This window comes from Nocardia aegles (assembly GCF_052545135.1).
Window position 1 is genome coordinate 1 of the sequence record NZ_JBQWRI010000017.1, and the last position, 24,319, is coordinate 24,319.

Sequence of the window (24,319 nt, forward strand, 5' to 3'; positions counted from 1 at the left end):
GCACGCACAGCCACCACCCGGCGGCCTGCAGCATCAACTGAATCTGGATCGAATCGACCCCGGACTCCGATACCGGGTGGTCGCCTCATCGGGGACCGGCCACGATCAACCGGTCATCCTCATCTGCTCTCATCCAAAGAAGCGGCAGGCGTGGTGGGTCCATGTTCAGCCCTGGTTCGAGGTGCCAGCAAATCGCGCGTCGCGGCGGATCGACTTCAACAAGGCGACTCAGGTATTCGCGGGCGACTTCACCGGAAGGTTGTTCGCGATCGTCGATCCGCATGGTGTGGCGCATACTCCGGCCGCGGAGAGGAAGAACGAGAGCCTTGTATCGAACCTTCTTCCGGTCGACGTGCCTGATGTTCTCTACGTCGCGAAGACGAAGCACACCAAGCCGGGGGCGGTCTATGCCGTGCAGAAGGAGTCGGGATTGCGGTTCCGATCCGACTTCGTTCTCAAGGGCGGTCGTATTTACATGTGGGCGCATCCCGAATCGACCGCGCTAGAGACTGTGCCGTCGGACGAAGTGAAGACCATGCCATTCGGCGAACTTGCCGATGGTGATGCAGACGCGCGGCGATTGGCGGTTTGGCTGCTCAACGCAGCGCTGAAACATGACCTTCGGGACGACTGCCGATGGAACAACTCGCGGAGGTTCCTGCATTTCCGACCCACAGCGGACTTATCGGAGCGCCGTATCGTCTCCTCCTCGGGTCGTCGGCGGTTGGTGTTCAAGGGCTACTACCAACGAAAAGACGACCCGTCACGGCCTCAGTTCTATCGGCACGCGGCGCTGCGCGCGTACTTCTCGCTGATCGATGGCCGGTGGTATTGCGAGGTGCGTCCGGACTACTACTTCAGCGACGACGGGTATCGGGAGTTCAAGTTCGCGGACAAGAACCTGGCGAAGATGAAGCGAATCGAAAAGAACCAGGCCCGGTTGAGCGAAACACGTATGTGGGCGAGCTTCTTGATGGGGGAGACCACACCGGACCTGTTTCACGAGCCGCCCGAACGCATCCTGGACTTCGGTGAGCCTATATCGTTCGCGCTGGATCGCGGCATCACCGACAAGCACTGGACCGCACCCGCAAGCGACAGCGACGGGGAAGCCGATGACCGCGCGGACCTCATCGACCCCGGCGACACGGATGATCCAATTTTGTTCGCAGCAGATGACTTCGAGGAGGACCTGTGAAGGCGTCGTTCATCGAGGAGCCGTTGTTGGAGTTCGCTGGCGGAGGAAGGCACATCGACCCCAAGCACGGTGTGTGGCATTTCGGGCCCGCTGACGTCTCCCAGCCGAGTCCACGTGTGGTGAAGGCCGCCATCGTCGGCACACAGGCATCGATCGACGGCATGTTGGCCTGGCTGGACAAGTGCAGTCTCGGAATCGCCGCCAAGCCCAACACCCCCCTGAAGCATCTCTATATCCCGTTCCCCGGCTTCGACGTCACACACGGGTTCAGATCGACCGTCAACTTCACACCACGCCTGACCCGCATCATCCCCAAACGCCGACTCGATGAACTCGACGGACTGCACCCGATACAAGCCGTGACCAAAGCGGTCCAGATCTACGACACTGAACTCCAGGCGCTACACGACGAGCCATCCTGCGACGTAGTGATCGTCTGCCGACCGGACAACCTGAACGACGCGGCATTATCGAAGGCGCCGAAGAACACTGAGATCGAGGTCGATGGGTCGTACCTGAACGGGCGGAATCCGGTTACCGCCGACTTCCATGCGCTGCTGAAAGCTCGGTCTCTGCGGTACAAGCAACCCATCCAGATCGTGCGCCGCAACACCTGGGACCCCACATTCAAAAATCCACACACCGGTCGTGTAGGCGCGAACCAGGACGAGGCAACGCGCGCATGGAACCTGTACACGGGCCTGTACTACAAGAACGGCGGAGTGCCCTGGCGTCTGCCCCGAGACCCCTCGGATCTCTCGTCGTGCTACATCGGCATCGCGTTCTACAAATCCGCAGCGTCGACCCTGCACACCAGCGTCGCCCAGATCTACAACCAACGCGGAGACGGCATCATCGTACGCGGCGGCCCAGCCACCATCTCCAAAGAGGACCGTCAACCACACCTGGCCGAAGAAGACGCCCAAGACCTCCTCGAGGCCGCACTCCAGCGATACCGCGCCGAGCACCTCCACGCACCCGCCCGCATCGTCCTGCACAAGGCAAGCAACTACACCGCGGCCGAGCGCGCCGGGTTCACACAAGCCGCGAACAACGAACGCCTCGCACTGCTAGAGATGCTGTGGCTGACCAACTCCGAAACAATCCGGCTATACCGCAATGGCCAGCAACCACCCCTGCGCGGCACATTCCTCACCGTCGATGAGGACCGACACCTGCTCTACACCACCGGCGCTATCCCCTTCTACAAGACCTACCCCGGCCACCACATCCCTCAACCACTCGGCATCCGAATCATCTCCGCCGACTCCAGCCCCGACGCTCTCGCAACCGAGATCCTCGCCCTGACAAAGATGAACTGGAACAACACCCGCCTCGACGGCAGCATTCCCATCACCCTCCGCACAGCCCGAACCGTCGGAACCATCCTGCGCCACCACGACACCGACGCCCCGACCTCCGGCCGATACGCGCACTACATGTAACTCTAAAGGCAGAGCGTGCGTGTGGCGGTCACAGCAATACGACTTCTCGCACGCCATACGGCGCTTTCCTTGCACAGGCTTTCGGCCGCAGCACCGGCTGTGCGATACGTCCTCCCAGAGACCGTTCGGAGCGGTGCTTGCAACTGGTGTCCGGACAACCTGCCCGACTGAGATCCAGTCAGCTTCGACTCCTATACGAGCAGAACACGGGCGCGCTGCCTCGTCGCGGACTGAGGTCAGTTGCAGCCGGATCGCCCGATCCGACTCCTCAGCAAGCTATGGAAGGGCCTATTGATGCAGAAGCTCACGGATATCTCTCGACAGCAGGTCACGGAAGGTGTTGGATACCAGCCAGAGCTTTCGTTGCAGGTACCAACACCACAGATGCGCCGCTACAGCGCAACGGCTTTGGAGGGGGTTCCCCGCATGGACATCGACCTGACGTGTCCGCACTGCAACCAACTCGACTTGGTGCAGAGTGTGCCGGCCCTGCATGCCGACGGTGTGTCGACCAACTCTGGGACGAACGTCTATTCCGGGATGGGGGTGGCTTCGACTGGTCTGGTTCCGGTATTCGGCACCGCCACCGTAGAGCGCACTCACACCACGGCACTCGCACGGAGCCTGTCCCGGGAGCCAGCCCGTACCCCGGCAGGGCGCCTGACCTTCTTCGCGCTGGTGCTGCTCCTACCAGCAACGTGCTGGATCGGTCCGGCAATCGTCTCGATCGCCGATCCGGCTCCTGGAGTGTCACATTGGGCCGCTGCACTATCCCTGGTCGTCTTCTTGGGGATGCTGTCGGCTCCCGGGGCTGTCCTGCTCACCGTTGCTGTTTGCCGCATTCGGCGTAACGGCAGAGTTGTTCGCGGTCGTCGCAACGCACACGAGGTATGGCAGGCTGGTTTCTATTGCCATCGGTGCGGCGTCGCGTTCTGGCCCTACTCTCCAGCGCCGGGTATTCCCTCCCGGCAGGCATTCGCGCCGCAGCAGTTCCGCTGGTTCGTGTGGAACGCCGGTGGCTACGCCAACGCCTGAACTCCCATATCGGGAAGCTGACAGAATCCGGACACCACAAATCGGCGTGCCGAGTGGCACGCGGTGCTAGGTCTGCAGCCGTACGTCGAGAGTGTCCATCTCCACACACAGACCCACGGTCCCGCCGGACAATCCTAGCGATCTCCGTCTGCTAGCCACATCATTCAGGTTTGGTCGTCGTCTGTCTGCGTGGGGCGTGCTGGCACACGGGTCTCGACGGTCTCGACTGGGTCGGTGACCTGTTCTCGCCGCTGCTGCCGACGGAGATCGGCAGCGACGTGGCCAGCATGCTCGGGTTGCTCGGCCGGTGCAGAAGTGGGCGACGATGGTGCGCCCGGCGAGGGTGTGCCGCGGTGTGCGCGTGCGGTGGTGATGAGCTGGCGGGCTTGTTTGGTGCTGATCTCGAGTAGTTCAGCGACATCGTCATCGGTTTGCCCGTGATCACGGATCACCGCAGCGGCCTCGGCTTGGTCGGCGCGGTAGCCGGCGATCTCCTGCGCGGCGCGTGATTCGACCTCGCTGATCTGCTGCCGCAATGCCTCGATCTCGTTGTCGCGCTCGGTTTCACACACGGTGATCGCCTGCCAGTCGGCGAGATACCGCTTCACCGCCTCGGTGATCGCTCGCTCTCGCTGACGTGCCAGCGCTCGGCGTTCCCGGATACGAACGCGAGAGCGTTCCAAGCGTTCGGCGACCTCCGGAGAACGATCTTTCCGCGGGGACCGCGTGGGGCGACGCGAGGGCATGGCCAGCCTCCTGAATTTGGGCCCGCCTGCAGATTCTTCCCGCCCTCGATCCTACGCGCGCCCCAGTCCTGCCATATCCAGGCCGCACCCGTCCACATGGCCTTCCCACAACGTCGGCCGCGCGCTTCACCGGCTCTCGGCTGTCAATCCGATTGTTGCAAAGGAGTTTCCCGTGCGCTTTCTGTCCGATCTGTTCCGTGATCCGACTCGGGTGATCGCGTCGATTCCCGCCTCCCTGCGGTATGTCCCCCGGCGCGCGTTGGTGCTGACCATGGTCAACGTCACAGCCGAACCCGACACCCACCCGGCCAGACTGGTGGTGCGCTCGGTGGTCACAGCGTGCGATCTCACGCACTGCGCGAAGGAGGTGTCGGCGCAGGTGCGGGGCGCTGCCGCGAGTATCGATGCCAGCGCCACACTGGCCGTGGTCGTCGATGACCGGCTCACCGACCCGGACCTCGGTCCGACCCCACCCCCGGCCGGGGCTCGCCTGCTCACAGAACTCGGCAACGAACTCGCGACAAGCCCAGCGCCCGTGATCGGGGCGTGGGCTACCCGCGAAATCGCCGCGGGCTCACCGTGGTGGACTCTCAACGGTCGACCCGAGCGCGGTGTGCTCACCGATCCCGCGCTCTCAGCAGTCGCACTTGAGCGAGTGGTCGAAGGCCAGTCGGTGCACCAGTCCAGGCAGGCGCTGCGCGACACCCTCGCCCCCGATCCGACGCTCACCAAGTTGGTCGAACCCCTACTACCGGCAGCCGTTTCACGCGCACACCACCAGCGACATCGTGCCGTGCTGCACCACGACTTGACTGGATACCAGCGGCGTGGCCTGGAGACGGTCCTATGGCGGATCGCCGACATCGCGGCCGGGGACACTCCCACACCCGCGCAGCTGGCGTCGCTCGCGGTGCTGATGGATGAACGGGCGGTCATCGACTGCCTGCATACCACTGCGGTCAGCGACGCCGCGACGGCCGCCGAACACCTGTGGACACTGCTCGTGCGCTGCCTCACCGGCACCGTTCAAGCACAAGCGGCGACGCTGCTGGCCTACAGCGCCTATCTACGCGGCGACGGCCCACTCGCCGCGATCGCGCTGGACACGGCGCTGGCAGCCAACCCTCGCGACAGCACCGCCCTGCTCCTGCACGCCGCCCTCACCGCCGGCTTGGCACCGCACAAGCTCCGGAAGCTAGCCGACTATGGCACCCGGGTCGCCGCGAACCTCCGCATCGACATGGGCGAACCCATGTCCTGACCCCTCGATCACGGGCATCAACGGCGCCCGGTAACGGATCACTCCACCCACCGAACGCGCGGACGCAAGTCGGTGCGCTGCCCCTTACGCAACGCCGCCGCCAACTGCTCACACACCTACTCATGTCGCGCCCACCTTCCTCCGTGCCCCACCGTCGGCAACGAAATCCTCCCACCCGCGACCGATGAGGCCCTCAATGACAGCAACCGCTCGTCAGCGAGATCAACACATATCCCGGGCTCCGGGACTGCTGCTTGGGCACACCGCCGCCGGTCTCGCTCTGGCGCCCGGCCCGGACCTACCAAATCGTGAAAAGTCCAATTCGCGCCCAAAGCCTCGGCGGCGCGCTGAAGGATCCGACGAGCAGCCCAGTAGGTCAGCGAGCGACTCTGACCCCGTCGCGTTCGCTAGATCGACTCACCAACCGCGGGCCGAAGCCGACACCGGTTCACTGCCCGTCGCCGCTGAATCGACTGAGCCGCAAAGGATCCCGGAAACCAGAGCAGCAGCTAGTCCGAACTGGCCCAGCATCTCGCGGCAGCTATCGGATTCCCTTTGGTCAACGCTGGTTCGGGCCAAGTACGGCGTGGTGTACCCGGTCGCCAACCATCTACCGTCGGCGCAGCCACAGCCGTAGTACCACAGCTACGAAACCACCAGCAGCGGCCAGCATGGGCGCAGCAGCTGGCGCAAACACCACCAGCACGATCACAGTAGCGAGGATTGCAACCAATCCGGTCAAGTCGATGACGGCAGGGGCGAGCCGTATCCACCCAGCAATGGGAGAGTGCGCGTCCCCGTCTGTTTGTCGCCTAGGCGTGCGAACTTGTGGAGTAGTAGCTCCTCGATCTGGTACGGCGGCCAGTCGTTCGTGATCGACTGGGTTCGTGTTGCTCCGGGCCTGCCTTCTGGCCATGCCGGTCCTCCGTGGCTATGTCTGGGTCTTCGGACAACAGATTGGATAATCAACTGTGTACACGCCTCGCTGAGCAGGGAGTTAGCATTGCAGACTAGGTAGGACAGTCTTAGACTGAGATAGACAGATATGGACAATTAAGGACAACAGTGGGCAGACCCGAACGACCTCTGGATCCAAACGGTGGGCCGGTCGCCTCCTTCGCGCAGAGCTTGAGAGAGCTTCGCCAGCAGGCAGGCAATCCGAAGTACCTACAGATGGCCCGGATGACAGGCCGGTCGCGGACCGCCCTCTCAGAAGCTGCTGGAGGGGAACGCTTGCCGTCCTGGGAGACGACTGAAGCGTTTGTAAAAGCCTGCGATGGCAGCGACTACGAACTTTCTGCGAGGCGTCGGGCCTGGGAACATGCTCGCGACAGCCTCACGAACGGTCTGTCGACGGAATACAACCAATCTCTCGCAGTGGACGGCAAGCCGGCTCTTGCCAGCAAAACGCCTACCGCACACAAGAATGTACGGATCCTGGAACCATTGTTCGTACCATCTTTGGATCCAAACAGTGGGCCAGTCGCTTCCTTCGCGCAGAGCTTGAGAGAGCTTCGCCAGCAGGCAGGCAATCCGAAGTACCTACAGATGGCCCGGATGACAGGCCGGTCGCGGACCGCCCTCTCAGAAGCTGCTGGAGGGGAACACTTCCCGTCTTGGGAGACGACTGAAGCGTTTGTAAAAGCCTGCGGTGGAGATCTGTCCGATTGGCGCCGAGCATGGGAACAGACCCGCGAAAGCCTCAAAGAAGGTCCTTCGGTGGAATACAACCAGCCTCTCGCAACCAATATTAATTCGCAATTCGCGAGCGAGACTCTTCACCGCTATCAGGATCGTTCACAACTCCTAGAACAATTTGCATCCCAATTGCGAGAAGTGCGGCTCCACGCCGGTGAGCCGCCGCTCAGGAAGTTGGAGCGCCTCGATTCTCGACTCAAAAGAGCAACAGTCGCGAACGTGCTGAACGGAAAAACTGCTCCAACGTTGGACTTCGTTGTCTGGTTCATAGGTGCTTGTACCACGATCGCCCAACAACGAGACCTCTCGCTGGCCGATGAACACCACGACCTTGAGCTATGGCGGCAAAGATGGATCGACCAGCAGCGCCAACTTAGCGAACATCGCAGAAGGTCGTCCAGCAGGACCATATCGTGGCGATCGGGCGCGTGACCTCGTGACAGTAGTTCTGAGCGCCAACCTCGACACATCGGAGGGCGGGCAACCTTCACAAATCCGAGAGCACCACTGCCAGACCTCCGCGCGGGTATCTCTTGAGACTCGATCAACTGTAGGAAGTCGATCGGGTACGGTCGGAGCGCGCACATGATTGCGCGGTGGTGTCGAAGTTCGCGCACAGCGCCACAGCCTTAAGTATTGGAATCTGCGCCTCGGCGATGCTGAGTTCGTGGATGGAGCCATGAGAGGCCAACGCACAAGTAGACAAACTGCGTCTGCGGCGCGCCTGTCGGATAGTCCAGAGAAGCACAAGTGATTTCAAGCGAGGCCCGGCCCGGCGGGTGATCACGATGCTCGTCGCGGAATCCCGCGCCGCCGGGATCGTGGACCGCCCGATCAGGGTGTTGAACATCATGGGCCACCGCAGTCAAGAATCCGCGGAGAGAGCGAACAGACCGGCCTTCGTGCACGAGCCCGGCAGGACGTGGCTGTGCCCGCGGTGCAGTACCGCCCGCATCGCCGGGAGTCCGCCCACCGGCAGTGTCTCGAATTCGCGGCGGATCGTCGATACCTGGCTGCCGATCCACGGCTGGGACCTCGAGACGGTGTGGGCGCGGATCGCCGCGGCGGGCACCCGACCACATTATTCCTACAGTGCAGGATTCCCGCGCGCGTCGTGTGTGTTCTGCATCTATTCCTCGAGGTCGAGTCTGGTGCGGGCCGCGCGCCTGCACCCGGAGTTGGCCGCGCAGTACGCGGCGGTCGAAGCCCGCATCGGGCACCGCTTCCGCCTGGACGTGTCCATGGCCGAGGTCATCGCCCAAGCCGCCACGGACAGCGGGACCGGACCGGTCGCCGACTGGATCGACTGACCTGCCATTCCGGGCCGCGGCGACTCCCTGGCCACCTGTTCGTGCCTCGGCAGGACTGGACGCGATCTGGCCTGCGCATGCCCGCATCCGAACTCGCAGAGAGGAAAACATCGTGAGTGACAACGAGATCGACGCCTACTACCCCGATTTCGACCCGTATATGCCCGATGAGCATCGGATCGAGGACGCGGTGAAGGTGTATATGGTGTTCGAGGACGGCCGATGGTGCCTGGACGGGTTGATCCAGCAGAGCGAGCCGCTCGATGAGGTGCTCGGCACGCAGTGCAGCTACGAACGATCGCGCGAGGACTGCGTGATCTGCTCGACCCCGCAGGGCCTTGCCGTGGTCGAGGCCGCGGACCGGGCCGCGCGGCCCAGTGGCCGACAGCTGCTCGACATGCTGGCGGCCGAGTTCGGTTTCGATCTCGTCCCGGCCGGGATGGCGGCACCGCAGAGACAGATCACCCGGCTCGCCGAGCAGGTCCAGCAACTCCTGGACAAGAAAAGTGAGGTCGATCAACTCGGGGAGACCCTGGTCGACGCCTTCGTGGCCACAGTCGAACTGTCGACCTATCTCAACCTGGAAATCCGCCGCGGGCGCCTGCGCGCCGTGCGGACCCTACTCGCGCGCATCACCCGAAAAGCCGACGCGTGAACGACAACGTCGAGCCGTCGACGGTCCACGTCGCGCCGTACGCGCTCCCGTGTAGGTGTCGCGAGAGTGCCGGATCGGTGGTCGGTGGTGTCCACGTCCGCACCGCGAGTGCTGCGTGCACGGGGAACCGCGCCGCTAGCTGTGGCAGTACGCGCGAACCCTGTACACCGGCAGCCTCGCCGACTACGCCGCCCACTTCGAGTCCCTGGATCCCGAGGCTCAGCACCGGCTCACCGTCGCCGGGGACGAACTGCGCACCTGGACCGACACCTACCGGCTGCGCATCACCACCACCATGGCCGAGGACACTTCGTTGCACGACCGCCTCGCGGTCGAGTCCGGCGACACGTCCGGCAGGCGAGTGCCCGGCCGTGAACCGGTGAACGTGGCGAACCTCGACCCTGGTACGACACCTGCCGATTCCGCTTCACGCACAGCGTGTGCGCACGCTACCGCCCCTTCTCCTGTCCTGCCGTTTCGGTGTGAAAGGCGATATCAATGGCTGTAAGAACTTCTGTGCCCGTGCCCGATTTCGCGCGCGAAATTCTGGCCGAGTCGCGCATCGAGGGCAACAACCTGTATCTCCCGAAGCGGCTCAGCCAAGCCGACTATCGCAAAGTCGATCGGGTCATCGAGACCATGGGCGGGAAATGGAACCGCCGAGCACAGGCCCACGTCTTCCCCAGCGACCCCACCGAGATCATCGAAGCTGCCGTGGCTCGCGGCACGACCCCCAACACCACCAGGAAGGTACTGGAGGCGTACTTCGCCACACCCGAGCCGCTGGCGCGCCACGTCGTCGCAGGCGCGCACTCCGATCTCGCCGCTCTCCCGCCCGGCGCCCACGTCCTCGAGCCCTCGGCCGGCGACGGCGTCTTCGTGCGCGCGATCCTGGCAGCCAACCCGACCGTGCACGTCACCGCAGTGGAGCCCGATCGTGAGCGCGCCGCCCGCATCGCCTACGACCCGCGGGTCACCGTCGTGGTGTCCAGTTTCGAGGAATTCGCCACGACACCGACACCGCAGCAGTTCGCGGGAGTGGTGATGAACCCGCCCTTCGCGCTGCCGGGACGGGCGACGGTGTGGATGGATCACCTCTACACCGCCTGGGAGCTGCTGCTCGACGGCGGTCAACTGCTGGGCCTCGCACCCGCGAACATCGGCTACCGAAGCGACCGCAGCCACCGAGCCATGCGTGAATTCATCACCGAACACGGCGGTTTCACCGACATCGACTCCCGCGCGTTCACCACCTCCGGCACAGACGTCGACACCGTACTGCTGCACGCCCGCCGCCCCCTCGACCCCCGATAGCCCGCTCCAGGCCCCCACCCGAAATGGTGTGTGCTCCCCACCGAATTACCGCTCGGCCACCCCCCAAGGCCGGGAGTGCGCCGGGCGCCTGCCCGTCCGGGCCGCCCGCGGCGCACCGGCTCCGATCCTGCCCACCCGCATGCGATTCGTCTCACCTGCCGAAAGGAGTCCTGCTGTGGTCGAAGATGCGGAGGGATTATTTTCTCTGGCAACCCTTTTCGACGACGAGGCGATGCCAATCTGCTGGTCGTTCGGGCTAGGCGTAGACAGCGCTGCGGGGGTCACCCGTACTCTGCTCGACCCGGGTTTCCGGCCACCGCAGTTGCTCGATGATCTGTCGAATCTGCTTGTCATGGTCGCCCAGACAGGAGACGAGTGGCGATCGACCTGTGACCTTGTCGCGCAACATATCCTGCCGTTGCTCGCCGCCCGGCGAGTGCGCTTCGTTGAAGTCGCCCGTGCCGGTCCCAGCGTCGCCGACGGGATCGTTGTCCTGCAAGATACCCGGACCCCGACACGTCTGCATCCCGATCCCGACGAGCACGGCTTCTACCCACTCTCGGCCGAACACCGCGGGAACGGTGTCATGCCCACCCTCAACGGGCGCGCCTGTTCAGCCAAGGCAAAGGGCCAGCCTTTAGATACGTGGCGTGCAACACATTTGGGTCCGCGACCCTACATCCACGCCGTGGGGTTCACCGCCGAGGAGACCGGAAGGATCGCCCGTGACACCTCGGTCACGATGGGCGGGCGCCGCCACCCGATCTACCCGCTGCACGCTGCCGGGATGAGCCGGGCGATGAGCCAGGGCTATCTGTACGGACTGTTCGGCGTATGGTGGCCCATAAGTTGCTGCCGCCAGTGTGGTTACGTCAGCGTGCCCAGTTGGCCCGACCAACTCGCCCGCTACCGGGCCTCTCCCGAGGAAGCCTTCAAACATCTCGTCGACGAGTACTGCGCGCTGGCATTGAACCACCGCAGCGGTCTGTTCGGGCCGGGGAAATCATTGCGGGACAGGCTTAGGGCGGACGGTGCGTACGAGGTCCACGCCCTGGCCGACGCCGCAATGGACTCGTGCGAGTGGGCGGTGTATCGAGTGCGGCGCTGCTACAGCGCCCGCGCGACAGCGTGGCGCGCGGTCGAGATCACCCATTGCGCCGACCGCGCCGCGGCCGAGCGGTTCGTCCTCGACCTCGCCGATAGCCTTGGGATCGCTGTCCGTGCCGATGGTGAGCACACCCGGCTCTGGCTGACCGTCGAGACCGAGAACTATTCACGCTTGGAGGAGTTCTTCGTCGCGGCCCCGAACACGATCACCCCGAAGAAACGTTCAGGTTTCGAAACCCGGTGGGGCGGACACGCCGACGAGCGATTGCTGGCACTCGAACACTGTGCCTTGCAGCGATAGCTAGCTGGCTAGTCTTATCGGTAATTGGCCAGCGAAGTACTGACACCTGACCGTACGGCTGTCCCCGGCGTGGCTGCCGTCGGAGCTGCCATAGTGAAGCTATAGCGATTCACCGCCTGGTGACTTGCAGATCTGCCGCAGTCAGAGGTCAGCACTTTCCGGTCGATGGTCGGCGATCCTCAGCAGATGTGCGGCGAGGTTGTGTTCTATATCCGGATATGGGTCGTGATCTTCATCGTGAGCTGGCCGGAGGTCGGGGAGTTGTTCGGCAATCTCGGCGGCGACTCGTTCGACCGGAAGCCAGGAGGGCACTTCGTCGAGTCCGTACTTGATTACGCTCGGCCCACCGGTGCGGGACAGTTGCACCGTTGATTGGACGATCGCGCGAAGGATCGGGAACAGCAGCTGCCGGTCGTTGTCGAGGGCTGCGGCTATCGTGGCCGAGACCGTGTTGTCGTCGGTGATGTTCGCGGCGGTGAGTCCGAGTAGCCGTTGCATGTGGTGGGCGTTGTCGTCCCATACGGCTGGGTCGGCCCAGTCGCCGTCGGTGAGCAGTTGTGTAATCCGCGTGACCGCATCCGCTGCCGCTGCCTCCCGCCCGGAGTTTCGAGCGGTCGCTCCCAGGGCCGACAGTAGCTCCACCGCGACCGCGAGCGGGCGGCTGATCGCTGCCTGTTTGATGAGGGCGCAGAAGGTGGCTTCGTCGGCGTTGCGTGCGACTTTCGCGGCCAACCTGGCGGTGGCCGCTAGATCGATGTCCAATGTGGTGGGCACGCGCGGAATGTGTAGAGCGACTGCGGCGGTTTCGACCAGCGCCTGGTAGAGGGCGGGGTCGAAGGCGCGATGATCGACGCGCGCCCACGGGCGCGCGGACTCCAGTACCTCGGTGTGTTCACGCAGTGCGCGCTCGGTCGGTGTCTCGACCGGCTCGGTCGCGGACGGCGCTGGTGCAGGTGGTTCCTCTGCGGGCTCCCCGCGCCACGCCGCGGCCAACGCGCCACTGGCTCTGCGCAGTTGGTTCAGTGCGGTATCGAGTCTTTCGTCGTCGCCCTCATACCCAGGAGCTGGCCAAACCGACGAAGCGGCAACGACTTCGGAGACAGCTTCGTCGATCCACCGAATCCAGGGCGACAGCGTCGCGTTGGACGCGCCCATCGCGTGCAACTCGCCTCGCACGGCGCTGGCCAACGGCTCCAACCGCACTCGGGTCGCCTCGAGTTCAGTAACAACAGCCTCGACGAACCGCTGGGTGTCACGCGCCGCCGGTTCCACGGGAACTCGATTTCCGTCTGCGTCGAACACCGCCATCGACACAGTCAACCTGTCCCTGTACCTATTCCATTCGGCGGAAATCTCGGCGGGGCCGCAGCGCAGCTGTCGTGCGTTGTCGATCAGCAAACCGACTGCCCTGGCCGCCCCGATGATCGCATCCGCGCCATCAGGTCGCGCCCGCTCGGACATGGGTTGCTCCAGGGCACGGGCGGATGCGGGCCGGGAACCCCTGTCGGGGTTGTGTACTCGCCAGGCGGCGTCGAGCCACGGGACGCGTTGGGGGTGGCCGATGCCGCACAAGTACAGGTAGAACTCGAGCCGATCGTCTTGTGGTCCATTTCCCACGTCGACGACGATCCGGCTACCGCTCTCCATCGCCGAGATCTTGTCCCGGGTCAGGTCGGAGGCGATCAGCGAGCCGGGAGGTAGGACTTTGGGGCGGTGCTGTTCGGCCATCCTCACCATCTCGCGTAGGCCGATTCTCGCGTGTTCGCGCGTGCGGCGTAGCGCGGCGCCGAGTTGTTCGGGGGTCTGAAAGTCCGCGAGTTCGTCACGGGTTACCGGGCCGCCTGCATCGAGCGCCAACCCCCGCCTCCCTGTTCACCCATGTCCATGCCATCCCTCTCGGAGGGGCGGTACGTAGTCGTAGGTATCGATTGTGCCCTAGCTGTCCGGCTGTCTGGCGGACAACCCTCGACCGGGGGCCTCACCAGGGGGAATTCATGTGTCGTGGCAGGTCACTGTCGGACAGTCGACCAGTCACGGACCGTGCGAACCACAGCGGCGACAGACGCCGCCGAGGTTGGAGCACGGAGGCAGAAGTGTGCGAATGGATTCGGAATCCGGCAGGTGAGGTTCGGGCGTTCATCGCCAGGCATGGAGGGCTCGGCCGCGGCGCGATTTACAGCGCAGCCGAGGCTCTGGAGCGGGTAGCGCTGGGACTCGCGCTGATCGGCGTCGATGACTGGTCCATCGCCATCAACATCGCAGCTCAGGTACTGTTTCTGGCCACCGGCGAACGCACCGCTTGTGTCCTGCACCGGATGCACGTGGCGGCGACGAACATACCGAAGCGAATCAAAGCCTTGGTCAGGCGTCAGGATGGGCGTGAATAAGCCCACAATGCACCATCGACAGGCATCGGCTCGCCAATAACGTGACTCAGCAGAAGCCCCCGTGCTCCAAGACTTCGGCGCCGGGGGCTTCGTCGTCTCCTCTCATGAAGCCCCAACCTTCGGGAGGTAGCCGGGTTCAAGAATGAGTCGGCGGAATATGGAAGCGCTCGTGATTGTGGAAGCGGCCGTGGTCATGAATGCAACTGGGGTCACTGACGCGCAACCCGTTGCGCACGCGCGTCTTCTCATCGATGCAAAAGCCGTCATCCCGAGTCGGCGGCGCCTCGGCAGTCGCCGTCACCGCGCTAGGCGCCCCGATCGCCGCGGCAATCAGCGCTACAACTAGGGTGCGGCGTACCGGTGCGGGAGTCGCGGGAATTGTTCGCCCCATTGGGTTCCTTCCGTTGCGGGATCTCACACCGTTCTATCAGCGCACGCAGCATGGCAACACCCGCCGATTCCAGGGGGCGACTCGACGATCATCGACCGCGGCCCCTTCCTCATCGACCGGTCAGATCCCGGTCCAGTACGGCCAGTTGGGCTCGCACCTGTGCCTGCAGCGACGAATCTCGTTCCAGCGAAGCAAGATAGGCCGCCAACGTCGCGGCCGTCTACGGAGGCTATCCACCAGCCGAGGATGGCCGGGTCTCGAGATTTGAGGACGGCGGCGCGCAGGCGAGCACGGAGGGATTCGCGGACTCAGACGACGTCGGGTGCGCGGGAGGTGGGCAGGAGTTGGTCTCGGTAGCGGCTGATGGCCGCGGCCTGCGCCGCGGCTTCGACGCTGTCACTGCGGGTTTGACGCTGCCCTGGAGCAGCGGACCGGTCGAGGGACACGTCAACGGATCAAGATGATCAAACGCCAGATGTTCGGCCGAGCAAAACCGGATCTACTCCGGAAGCGAATCCTGTTGAGCGACTGGGCAAACCCGACCGCCAGTATCACGAAAATTGTGCCTGATCCCAAAAACTGACCCCCTGCGGCTGCCAATCCGGGTCTGAGCACACACACCCATACACATGCATAGATGCGCATGTCTTGAACTCTTGGAAGGAGGTGGCGCTCGTGTCGGCGTTGACGATTTCCCATACCGCCGAAGAGGGCACCCTGTTGGAAGGGACCGTCCGCGGTGATGACACCTACGAGGTGATGTGCGCGGTGCGCAAGGCGATCGGGCATTGGCGGTGGGCGCGGAGTCTGGGCTGCTGGATCGTGGTGTCCTCCCGAGACCGCCAGCCCAAGCAGTATCACATCGACTACGCCGCGAAGAAGCTGCGCGAGGCCGGATACACCGTCGAGGTGGATATCGACCGCGGCGTGCGCGCCACCGAAGACGCCGAGACCGACCGCGCGCACCGCCAAGCGGATCGGGTTGATGCGTTGCGGGACAGAGCGGCCCGCAAAGACGCGAAAGCCGCCGCCGCGGAAGCCGCGCATCAGCGCGCCCACGACGCCTTGCCCCCGTTCGGAGAGCCGGTCAAGATCGGGCACCATTCCGAACGCCGCCACCGCAACGCGATCGACAAGTCGTGGAAGGCGTGGGGCCGCTCGGTCGAAGCCGACCGCGACGCCACCCGCGCCCACCATCGCGCCGAGGCCGCCGCCCACACCACCGAGCACCGGAATTCCCCGCGGACGGTGGCCAACCGGATCGATACCCTCGAGGCCGAGCAGCGCGGCGATCAACGCGCCCTCGACGGACACACCCGCCGGTTCCTCGACAGCCACTGCAACGTCTACCGGACCGAAACCACCGGCCCGGCGACCGGCGAATACCGGGAGCGGGTGCTGGCCAGGATGACCCAGCGCGAGCGGGACATCGCCTACTGGAAACAGGTCCGCCGAACCCAGATCGACCAAGGCTTGACTCCGGGCTGGGGCCGTGACGATTTCACGGTCGGGGACTTCGTGCGCGCCCGCGGGGCGACGTGGCGTCAGATCACGCGGGTGAACGCGAAATCGGTGTCGGTGGTGAACTTTTCCCTGTCCTCGTTGGCAGTGCATACCATCGCGGCGAAGATGACCGGGCATCGGTGGATCACCACCGATGACACGGTGCGCTTCCACGAGATCACCGCCGTCATGACCGATGCCCAGGCTCACGAACGGTTCCCCGACATCTTCGCCGACCTCGACGCCAACAGCCTGCCACCGCGCCCGAAACGCAAGGGTGGGAAGACGAAACTCGACTACCACCGTGGCCTCCAGGCCGAGCACTGGTCCTGGAGCATCGAGGGCATCGAATACGACGCGGTGTGGGCGCACCCTTCGCACTGGTTCGCCAGCCCGCCCGAGCCCATCACCGAGCCGGGTGTGGTGCGTCTGCGCGCGCGTCGCCGCCCGGCCGGGCGCGTGCACGGTGACCCGGTCGAACTCCCGGTGACCGAGTTCGCGGTGACCGGGCCGGTGTGCTGGCCCGAGGAGGTCCACAACCAGGTCCGTGTCCTGGTTGAGGCCCGCACCTACCTGCCCGCCGCCTGACCCGCCGGCACCCCTGCCGGGCCACACACCAGGCCAACGACCGCCCCACGATCCCGTTGTGGCTCGCGCAATTCCGCTGTCACACAACAGCATTTGGCGATAGCGGCAGCGCCGCCGACCCGTTCGACTGTCATTCGACCGATTCCCTGTCGACCTGCCCTGCTGCGGCTTCCCGTCCATGTCCCGCACCGAGATCGGAGACCATCATGCCCTCCAGTCCTGTCCATCACGCCGCGGTTTCTGCCCGTCTGCCCCTGTCCGTCGACCGCTTCCTCCGGGGAGGCCGGTGATGGGCGCAGTGGCCTGTTCGGTGATCGTGCGCGGACTCACCGGACATCTGCGCGAGGTCGCGGCCGAGATCACGCCGGGACTGCCCTCGCTCACCGTGACCGGTCCGTCCGAGGACCTGCTGCATGCGTGCATCGACCGGGTCCGCGCCGCCGTCGTCAGCTGTGGCGGGGGGTGGCCGCAGGCCCGGGTGACACTCACGATCTCGCCGCCGGTCGGCTCGGGTATCGAGGGTATGCACGACCTCGCACTGGCGGTCGCGGTACTCGCCGCCACCGCACCGCGCCTCGATGGGGTCGTGCTGCTCGGCGAACTCGCGCCCGACGGCCGTCTGCGCCCCGTGCGCGGGATCCTGTCCGCGGTCCTGGCCGCCCGTGACTGCGGGCGCACCGTTGTGATTGTGCCGCGCGAGAGCCTGGGCGAGGCCGCCCTCGTGCCGGGGATGACCGTTCTCGGCGCCGAGCACCTGGGCGCTGTGCTGGCCTGGCTCGGCGGCGCGGATCGCCCCCTGGACGTCCCCGCCGCCGTCCCGGCACCACCGGAATTCACCGGCGTGGACCTCAGCGATGTGCGTGGTCACTACCGGGCGCGGTGGGCGCTCGAGGTCGCCGCCGCCGGGGGCCACCACCTGCGCCTGATCGGGCCACCGGCCGCCGGGCTCGGCGCGCTCGCCCGCCGCCTGCCCGGACTACTGCCGCGGCTGACCGAATCCGAGTCGCTGGAGGTCCGGGCGATCGCGTCGCTGGCCGGCACCCTGCCCGAGGGGCCGCTCGCCTCGATCACCGCCCGCCCCTACGTCGAAGTCCACCATTCCTCGAGCGCCCGTGCACTGCTGGGCAGCGCCGCCTCGTCACGTCCCGGTGCGCTGGCTCGCGCCCACCTCGGCGTGCTACACCTGGAGTCCTATCCGGACCTGCACCAGCGCACGCTCGACGCGTTACGGGCACCGCTGGACGACGGTGAGGTCGTCGTCGCCAACCGCGACAACCTGCTGCGGCTGCCCTGCGACACCCTCGCGGTACTGACCTCGGCCGAATGCCTGTGCCACGCGGCGCGCGATGCCGCGTGTGCCTGCCCGCCAGCGGCCAAGCGGCGCCACCCGGAGCGGCTGCACCGGGTCCTGGCCGAACGCGTCGACATCACCCTCCGCGAGGACCCCGACGACCGTGGCGGTTTCGGGGCCGACTCGCGCGAAACCAGCGCCGAGGTCCGCCGCCGGGTCACCGCGGCCCGTACGGCGGCAGCGGCCCGGTGGCGCGAGCACGGCTACACCACCAACGCCCGCGTCCCCGCATCGCTTCTGCGCCAACACTTTCCGTTGTCACGGACCGAGGCCGCTCCCCTTGAGGCAGCACTGCGGGAGGGCCGGATCACCCGCCGCGGCGCCGACCGGACCCTCGCGGTCGCGGCGACCATCGCCGACCTGCGCGGCGCCGACCATCCCGGCACCCACGACATCGTCGAAGCCCTGCACCTGCACGGATTCGGCAGACCATAGTTCCAGCCCACCACGCACCCACACCCACTGGCGACTTCCCGGTGCCGGTCGGTGGGTGCGTGGTCACCGAACTGACCTGCCGGGTGCGTCGAGGTCCACCCTCGCCCCAGTCAACCCGCCGCCACCCTCTCCCGACGGAAGCGGCGTTGTCGTTCGTTCGAAGGAGCCACCCCATGTCCACACCCGCCTGGCCCGACTCGCCCGCCACCGACACCGACATCCGCGCCCGAATCGACAACGATCGCGCGCGTGCCGAAGGCTTCGTCTGGGGTGCACTGCACATCCAACACCCCTCCACCCCCGAAGCCGCCACCGCCCAGGCGTTCGCGTCCGCCTACGCCGACCGCGTCACCGAATCCCTCACCAAAGACAACGTTTTCGTCCCCGGCCTGGCGGAAGCGTGGGTCGCGTGGCGGCTCACCGGCGACCTCACCGCCAACCTCACCCCCGCCCCGTCCCCGGTCGAGCGGGTGCCGGGATTCGAAGAATGCGACGCCGCGTTACGGAACCGGACAGCGTGGTGGCTGTGCGCCGAGGCCCTCGGGTATGTGCGCGGCGGGTGTGACGCCGCCGGGATCGGGTCCGGTGACGCGGTCGATTTCGCCCACGCCTACGCCGTGCTCGTGGCCGCGGGCGGGTCTCGCCCCAACATCGCCGACGCCTGGACCAACTGGCGCTCGGGCCGCCCCCTCAACGCCTTCGGCGAATAACACCCGCCACCCGGCCGCGCCGAGGCGCCACGGCAGTACCGCCCCGATCGACCAGGCCGATTCACCTACCAGCAGAACGGAATTCGCTCATGAACAGCACTGATCACTGCCCGTTCGGAGCAGTGCGTGAGCCCCGGCGGCTGGCGTGGGCGCTGATCTCGCGCGCCGCGCGCGGACCCTCGAAAACGGTGTGGCAGTTGATCGACAGGCTCGGTGTCGAGGACGCGGCGACCGCGCTGGCCCCCGGCACCGCCGGGGCCGAGGTGGATCCGGCAGTGCTGGCCCGCGCCGATCCCGACCGCGCGACCGCCGAGCTGGTGGTGCACTACGCGGGCGGGGGCCGACTGATCACCCCCGACGACGATGAATGGCCGTCCGCGCATCTGGCCGCGCTGCACGCACCCGGGTGGGGACCCGAACACTTCGTCGGTCCCCTCGCGTTGTGGGTGTCCGGCACCGCCCGGCTGTCCGAGATCGCCAAGGACGCTGTCGCGGTCGCCGGGACACCACGCCCGACCGGCTATGGGATCGAGGCCACCACCGCCATCGTCGCCGAGGTCACCGCCCGCGGCATGGCCGTCGCCGCCACAGGCGGTCCCGGTATCCCCGCCCACGCCCTGTCCACCGCCCACCACATCCCGGCGCCGACGCTGACGGTGCTCTCGTGCGGCACCGACCTGGCCTACCGCCACCACAACCACCACCTGCGCTCTGCGCGACCTGGCACCGGTGTGCTGGTCACGAATACCCGCCGGGGACCCAGCCGCGACCGCAGCGTGTCGGGGCAGCCCACCGGTTGCTGGCCGCGCTCACCCGCGCCACCGTCCTGGTTGAGGCCGATTGGCGGTGCTGGAGCGAGGTGTCGATCACGTGGGCGCAGCGGCTGGGCCGCAACACCTACGCCGTGCCTGGGCCGATCACCTCCCTAACCTTCAGCCCCGGCAACTGCCTCATCGCCGACCACGACGTCACCCCGGTCGCCTCACCCCGCGACATCTACCTGCTCGCCGGTGATCTGCCTGCCGATCCGTTTCCCGGCGACGATGCCCCGGACCGACCGAACGGAGAACCCGCGTGATCGACACCTTCGCCTGGACCGCGAATCTCACCCGCCACGGCGGCACCGAACTGGCCCTGCTCGCCGCCACCCCCACGACCGCAGTGGACACGGTCGCGGCCTCCGTGGCCGCGCACCCGGTCCCGCCCGAGACACGGGATCGGGTTCGTGCCGGGCTGGTCAACAGCGACGCCGGATATCCGAGTGAGGCGTTTCGCCTCTACCGCGTCGGCGGCACCGGCCACCGGCCCCACCACGATCTGGCGGTCGCGGTCACCGTCCACCAGCTCGCCGCCGACCCGCCCTGGCGCGGGCTGCTCGACCACGTCCTGTTTCTCGCCGAACTCGGCCTCGACGGCAGCCTGCGCCCCGCTGGCCCGCCGGACACCATCGCCACCGTTGTCGCGGCGGCGGCGCGCACCGAATTCCGCTACGTCGTGACCGCGACACCGGAGAACACCGACGATCTCGACCAGGTCGAGGGCATCACCGTCGTCACCCTCACCGATCTGCGGGCAGTCCTGACCTGGCTCGAATCCCTCTCGGGCGAGCAGCCCGGATCCGCTGCGGCCTGCCCGGCGTCGCCAGGAATGCGCATCGCCCACAACCTCGGTCCCGCCCGGGTCCGGCAACTCCGGGCAGTCCTCGACCACGGCGAGGTCGAGGAGGAGCACGCCCTGTACCTCGGCGACGACAACCGCTGACCCCGGTGGCATCGCGCACGAGCGACGGCATCGACCCGTTGCTCGCAGACCTCGTCGACGCCGCCGAACAACGGCTGAGCGACGTCATCCCAGACACCTCCTGACCACCCCGCGCCCGCGGGCGCCCACTTGCGAGGAGATCGCATGGGTTCGACCGGGTTCCGGGTGCCGGTGGATACCGACACCCACCGCTTCGTCCTGGACAACCTGCGCCAGAACCTGCCCACCGGGCACCTGCTGGTCGCGCACTGCCGCGCCGCGCTGGGCACCGGCCGCCGCCACGGCGGCTGGTCCTATGCCCTCTACGCCGCGATCGCCGACACCACCACACCGGTGACGGTGTCGGCGCACGTGCTGCTCTACCAGCGCCACCACCGCGGCGGTGTCTCCGAGATCGTCGTCAAGCACCTGCACGAGACCGAAGGCCCCGGCGATCACCACGGCGTCACCCGCCGCGTGCTCGACGCGCTCACCCCCACCGACCATCCCGACGCCTGCCAGTGGCGGGCCGACGCGCTCCGCCACCACCGCGCCCTCGCCACCGCCCGCCGGACGGTCGGCGCGGTCATACGCCTGGACCGCGCCTACACCTACGGCCACGGCATCGGCGCCGTGCAGCAGGTCCTGGTGTGCTCCCCGACACTCTGGCGGCGCGCCCGGATCACCGACACCGGCGTGGAGATCGAGGGCCGCGAACTGCGTGCGGCCCCCGGGTGGGCCCTGCGTGAATTCGAGATCCTGCACGCACCCGGCGAATCCGCGCCACCCACCGCGCGGACCTGAACCCCCGGCCCGCCGCCCGAGCGCCTTCCGGCCAGGGCCGGCTCCGTTTCCTCGCCCATCCCCTTTTTCGCCGGACCCGGCTCGGGTGCGGCGTCTTTCCTGTGTTCGGAGGTTGATGCTGTCATGGGCAGACTCACTCGTGCCGAGGCCGCCGCGCATCGCGAAGCGCTCGGGTTGGCCGGTCTACGCCGCGACCTGGACGAGGAGGAAAAACGCTTCGTCCTGGCCCACTATCAGGAGTCGGCCAGCCAGGCCCGCCCCGGCGAGGGCACGTTCTTCACCCCGACGGATCTGGCGGACTGCATGTCCCTGGATGTGGTCGGGACCCGGGTGATCGACCTGTGCGCCGGGATCGGCGCGCTCGCCTTCGCCTGCCGCAACCCCCTCGAGCAGGCTCGTGGGCTGCCCGCGCGCGAAATCGTATGCGTGGAATCGGATCCCGAGTTCGTGGCGGTCGGGATGAAGCTGGTTCCGGAGGCCACCTGGGTCTGCGCCGATGTGTTCGAGGTGGGGCGGCAGCGGTGGCGATTGTTCGACACCGCGAGAGCCAACCCGCCCTTCGGCCCCCGCCCCCGCACCGGCAACGCCCCCGGCTACCGCGGACCCCGCTTCGAATACCACGTCATCGCACTTGCCTCGCACCTGGCCCGCCACGGCGTTTTTCTGGTGCCGCAGTTAACCGACCTCCTCGACCGGTGCAAGGGACGTTTGTCGATCTTGTTCTTCGCCAATTATGGTGCCGCATAACCGATCTTGGACGAGATGTCCCGGACGTCAGCGTGTGAGGTGGACAGTACGTGGCAGGGCGATTGGTCATCGGCGATATCCGGGTTCAGGAAGTGGCGCACCGCGACGGGCGCCGCGGTTACACGGTTCTCGTGCCGAGCGGGGCGGTGTATCGGCTGGCGGACGGTTTTCTGCGGGCACGCAACGGTGGAACGGACAGGACCTACGCCTATCTGCTGGTGGACCACTTGCGGTGGCTGGTAGCGGAGGGGCTGAGCCCGGAAACTGTGACGCTGCGGGACTTGCAGCGGTACATGGTCGCGGTGGGCGCGGAGTTCCCCGGTCCATTCGGACGGCCGTGGCGTGAGGGCAAACCCCCATACAGTGAGAGCAGTCTGAAGTCCGCTGCGGCGTGCTTGAAGGGCTTCTACCTCTATCAGGCGACGTTGGGTACCCGCCAGGATCTGGCGGAGGAATTCGAGCGAACCAGACTGCCGACCAGAGCTGATCGTCGTCGGTCGTTTCTGGGGCATGTCAAGAAGGTCATGCCGGCCAACCCGCTCACCCCGACCGCAGTGGTTCGTCGACGCCATCCGAAGATGCCGCCAACCGGCGCCCGCGAACGTATCGTTGCCGACCGGCCCTCGGCACGCGACCGGCTGACGGTGACCTGGCTGGCCGACGGCGGATTCCGTGTCGGGGAACTGTGCGGGCTGCACCTGGTCGACTTGCATCTACGTGAGAACGCCGCCTGCGGCGAGTGCGGCCCCCCACACGTTCATATCTGTCACCGGGACACCAATCCCAACCGAGCCCGCGTGAAGACCAAGCGCGCGTGGAGTATCCAGGACAACACCGTCTGCGGTGGCACGATCCGCCGGGTGAGTTCGGCGATGATCCACACCTATTTCGACTACATCACCACGGAATACCCACGTGGAGCCGAGCACGGAATGCTGCTGGTCCAACTCCACGGCCGCAATGCCGGACAGCCCTGGCGCACCGCGGGTGTCCGAGGAGTTCTGAGCCGGGCCGCTGCGCGTCTGGAGCTGGGGCGGGTCCGGCCGCACCAGTTCCGGCACGAGTTCGCGACCAATGTGCTCGACGCGTCCGGAGGAAACATCGTCCTCGCGCGTGACGCCGGCGGGTGGGCCTCGGCGGTGACGGTCGAGCAGACCTACGGCCATGTCGATGTCCACGATCCGGTGTTCTCGGCGGCGTTGCGAACGGTCTGGGGCGAGGACGCATGATCGCGTTGACCGTGCTCTCTCGTGACAGCGGGAGTCGGATCAGCCGCGATCGGCTGGAATTGCTGACCACGCTGTTGTCGGCACCGGGTGTCGAGGAACTCTATAAGTCTGACGTGATCCGTTTTCCCGGTTCGCATCCCGTCCATGGATGGCACTGCGCTCTGAACAGGTGCGTCCGGGTCCGGTCCAACAATGGCTATCGGATGTGTCAGACACATGATCGGCAGTGGGCACAAGCTCGTCGAAACGGTGTCAGTCGCGCCGATTTCGAGCGCAGCGCCCAACCACTGCGCGGGCGCGGTGGCGGCGGAGCGATTCCCTCGTGCCGGATCTGCCCGCAACGGCCCGTCTATTCCCTCAACAG

At 66.3% G+C, this 24,319-nt stretch carries 19 protein-coding genes and 2 pseudogenes; 19 read left to right on the plus strand and 2 right to left on the minus strand.

Annotated features, from left to right (window positions below; all coding sequences use genetic code 11):
• From ACT89H_RS28220 to ACT89H_RS28230, 3 genes are all read left to right on the plus strand, one after another.
• The coding region (locus tag ACT89H_RS28220) for a hypothetical protein (protein WP_445111707.1) at positions 1–1,198 on the plus strand (1,198 nt) is incomplete at its 5' end.
• Positions 1,195–2,643, plus strand: coding sequence for an argonaute/piwi family protein (locus tag ACT89H_RS28225; RefSeq protein WP_445111708.1), 1,449 nt, complete (start codon positions 1,195–1,197; stop codon positions 2,641–2,643). The genes ACT89H_RS28220 and ACT89H_RS28225, both read left to right, overlap by 4 nt.
• Positions 2,644–2,937: 294 nt before the next feature.
• Positions 2,938–3,678, plus strand: coding sequence for a hypothetical protein (locus ACT89H_RS28230; RefSeq protein ID WP_445111709.1), 741 nt, complete (start codon positions 2,938–2,940; stop codon positions 3,676–3,678).
• 164 nt (positions 3,679–3,842) lie between these two features.
• Here the strand turns inward: ACT89H_RS28230 and ACT89H_RS28235 are convergent, their stop codons facing one another.
• On the minus strand, positions 3,843–4,361 hold the full coding sequence (locus ACT89H_RS28235) for a hypothetical protein (RefSeq protein ID WP_445111710.1): 519 nt from the start codon (positions 4,359–4,361) through the stop codon (positions 3,843–3,845).
• A 235-nt stretch (positions 4,362–4,596) separates the two neighbouring features.
• On the opposite strand from ACT89H_RS28235, the gene ACT89H_RS28240 reads away from it, so the two are divergent.
• The 6 genes from ACT89H_RS28240 to ACT89H_RS28265 all read left to right on the plus strand — a co-directional run bounded on the left by ACT89H_RS28240 (position 4,597) and on the right by ACT89H_RS28265 (position 12,070).
• Positions 4,597–5,685, plus strand: coding sequence for a DUF4192 domain-containing protein (locus tag ACT89H_RS28240; protein ID WP_445111711.1), 1,089 nt, complete (start codon positions 4,597–4,599; stop codon positions 5,683–5,685).
• Positions 5,686–6,750: 1,065 nt separating this feature from the next.
• On the plus strand, positions 6,751–7,815 hold the full coding sequence (locus ACT89H_RS28245) for a helix-turn-helix domain-containing protein (RefSeq protein ID WP_445111712.1): 1,065 nt from the start codon (positions 6,751–6,753) through the stop codon (positions 7,813–7,815).
• Between the two features lie 356 nt (positions 7,816–8,171).
• Positions 8,172–8,693 carry an adenine nucleotide alpha hydrolase family protein gene (locus ACT89H_RS28250; RefSeq protein ID WP_445111713.1) on the plus strand — a complete coding sequence of 174 codons (522 nt, stop codon included), beginning with the start codon at positions 8,172–8,174 and terminating at the stop codon, positions 8,691–8,693.
• Between the two features lie 112 nt (positions 8,694–8,805).
• Complete coding sequence (locus ACT89H_RS28255; protein WP_445111714.1) at positions 8,806–9,348, plus strand: hypothetical protein; 543 nt, start codon at positions 8,806–8,808, stop codon at positions 9,346–9,348.
• Positions 9,349–9,846: 498 nt separating this feature from the next.
• Positions 9,847–10,662 (plus strand): methyltransferase, encoded by an 816-nt coding sequence (locus tag ACT89H_RS28260; protein WP_445111715.1) that lies wholly within the window; start codon positions 9,847–9,849, stop codon positions 10,660–10,662.
• A gap of 175 nt (positions 10,663–10,837) precedes the next feature.
• Positions 10,838–12,070 carry a hypothetical protein gene (locus tag ACT89H_RS28265; RefSeq protein WP_445111716.1) on the plus strand — a complete coding sequence of 411 codons (1,233 nt, stop codon included), beginning with the start codon at positions 10,838–10,840 and terminating at the stop codon, positions 12,068–12,070.
• A 141-nt stretch (positions 12,071–12,211) separates the two neighbouring features.
• Here ACT89H_RS28265 and ACT89H_RS28270 read toward each other — a convergent pair whose 3' ends face one another.
• Positions 12,212–13,927, minus strand: a complete 1,716-nt coding sequence (locus ACT89H_RS28270) for a hypothetical protein (protein WP_445111717.1) — start codon at positions 13,925–13,927, stop codon at positions 12,212–12,214.
• Positions 13,928–14,163: 236 nt separating this feature from the next.
• Between ACT89H_RS28270 and ACT89H_RS28275 the strand changes: the two genes are divergently transcribed.
• From ACT89H_RS28275 to ACT89H_RS28320, 10 genes and pseudogenes are all read left to right on the plus strand, one after another.
• Positions 14,164–14,457 (plus strand): hypothetical protein, encoded by a 294-nt coding sequence (locus ACT89H_RS28275; RefSeq protein WP_445111718.1) that lies wholly within the window; start codon positions 14,164–14,166, stop codon positions 14,455–14,457.
• Between the two features lie 762 nt (positions 14,458–15,219).
• Positions 15,220–15,431 (plus strand): annotated as a pseudogene (locus ACT89H_RS28280) (hypothetical protein); the annotation flags it as partial.
• Between the two features lie 92 nt (positions 15,432–15,523).
• Positions 15,524–16,939, plus strand: a complete 1,416-nt coding sequence (locus ACT89H_RS28285; RefSeq protein ID WP_445111719.1) for a DUF3560 domain-containing protein — start codon at positions 15,524–15,526, stop codon at positions 16,937–16,939.
• A gap of 289 nt (positions 16,940–17,228) precedes the next feature.
• A complete protein-coding gene (locus ACT89H_RS28290; protein ID WP_445111720.1) occupies positions 17,229–18,725 on the plus strand; it encodes an ATP-binding protein in 1,497 nt (498 codons plus the stop codon).
• A gap of 173 nt (positions 18,726–18,898) precedes the next feature.
• Positions 18,899–19,435 carry a hypothetical protein gene (locus ACT89H_RS28295; protein WP_445111721.1) on the plus strand — a complete coding sequence of 179 codons (537 nt, stop codon included), beginning with the start codon at positions 18,899–18,901 and terminating at the stop codon, positions 19,433–19,435.
• An 89-nt stretch (positions 19,436–19,524) separates the two neighbouring features.
• A pseudogene (locus ACT89H_RS28300) lies at positions 19,525–20,513 on the plus strand (DNA-processing protein DprA).
• Positions 20,510–21,196, plus strand: coding sequence for a hypothetical protein (locus ACT89H_RS28305; protein ID WP_445111722.1), 687 nt, complete (start codon positions 20,510–20,512; stop codon positions 21,194–21,196). Before ACT89H_RS28300 ends, ACT89H_RS28305 begins: the two are co-directional and overlap by 4 nt.
• A 144-nt stretch (positions 21,197–21,340) precedes the next feature.
• Entirely contained in the window at positions 21,341–21,979 is a 639-nt protein-coding gene (locus tag ACT89H_RS28310) for a hypothetical protein (protein ID WP_445111723.1), read from the plus strand.
• A gap of 123 nt (positions 21,980–22,102) precedes the next feature.
• Entirely contained in the window at positions 22,103–22,726 is a 624-nt protein-coding gene (locus tag ACT89H_RS28315; RefSeq protein WP_445111724.1) for a class I SAM-dependent methyltransferase, read from the plus strand.
• Positions 22,727–22,776: 50 nt separating this feature from the next.
• Positions 22,777–23,955: a tyrosine-type recombinase/integrase gene (locus tag ACT89H_RS28320; protein WP_445111725.1), complete on the plus strand. Its 1,179-nt coding sequence runs from the start codon at positions 22,777–22,779 to the stop codon at positions 23,953–23,955.
• The last annotated feature ends 364 nt before the right edge of the window (positions 23,956–24,319 follow it).

Excerpts from the sequence above, each read along its gene's own strand:
- ACT89H_RS28260 (WP_445111715.1), top strand. The coding sequence starts at position 9,847 with ATGGCTGTAAGAACTTCTGTGCCCGTGCCCGATTTCGCGCGCGAAATT.
- ACT89H_RS28230 (WP_445111709.1), top strand. The coding sequence starts at position 2,938 with ATGCAGAAGCTCACGGATATCTCTCGACAGCAGGTCACGGAAGGTGTT.
- ACT89H_RS28295 (WP_445111721.1), top strand. The coding sequence starts at position 18,899 with ATGTCCACACCCGCCTGGCCCGACTCGCCCGCCACCGACACCGACATC.
- ACT89H_RS28250 (WP_445111713.1), top strand. The coding sequence starts at position 8,172 with ATGCTCGTCGCGGAATCCCGCGCCGCCGGGATCGTGGACCGCCCGATC.
- ACT89H_RS28290 (WP_445111720.1), top strand. The coding sequence starts at position 17,229 with ATGGGCGCAGTGGCCTGTTCGGTGATCGTGCGCGGACTCACCGGACAT.
- ACT89H_RS28315 (WP_445111724.1), top strand. The coding sequence starts at position 22,103 with ATGGGCAGACTCACTCGTGCCGAGGCCGCCGCGCATCGCGAAGCGCTC.
- ACT89H_RS28310 (WP_445111723.1), top strand. The coding sequence starts at position 21,341 with ATGGGTTCGACCGGGTTCCGGGTGCCGGTGGATACCGACACCCACCGC.